The sequence below is a fragment of the Halomonas marinisediminis genome, assembly GCF_004347715.1.
GTDB classification, from domain to species: Bacteria; Pseudomonadota; Gammaproteobacteria; order Pseudomonadales; family Halomonadaceae; genus Halomonas; species Halomonas icarae.
In genome coordinates, this window is record NZ_SLTR01000748.1 from 1 (window position 1) to 230 (window position 230).

Annotated in this window: 1 protein-coding gene; it reads left to right on the plus strand. The window is 65.7% G+C overall.

Going from position 1 to position 230, the window contains the following annotated elements; genetic code table 11:
• Positions 1 to 230 (plus strand): hypothetical protein (locus E0702_RS18415; protein WP_306766949.1); only part of this gene is annotated, 230 nt, incomplete at both ends.

A 230-nucleotide genomic window follows, 5' to 3' on the forward strand; every position in this document is an offset into this window, starting at 1 on the left:
CGGACCCCCTGTCGCTGTTGGTCCTGCTGGCAAAGATGGAGACGCTGGCGCTCAGGGAGCCCCTGGCCCTGCTGGTCCTGCTGGTGAGAGAGGTGAACAAGGTCCCGCTGGCTCCCCTGGATTCCAGGGTCTTCCTGGTCCTGCCGGTCCTCCTGGTGAAGCAGGCAAGCCTGGTGAACAGGGTGTTCCTGGAGACCTTGGTGCCCCTGGACCCTCTGGCGCAAGAGGCG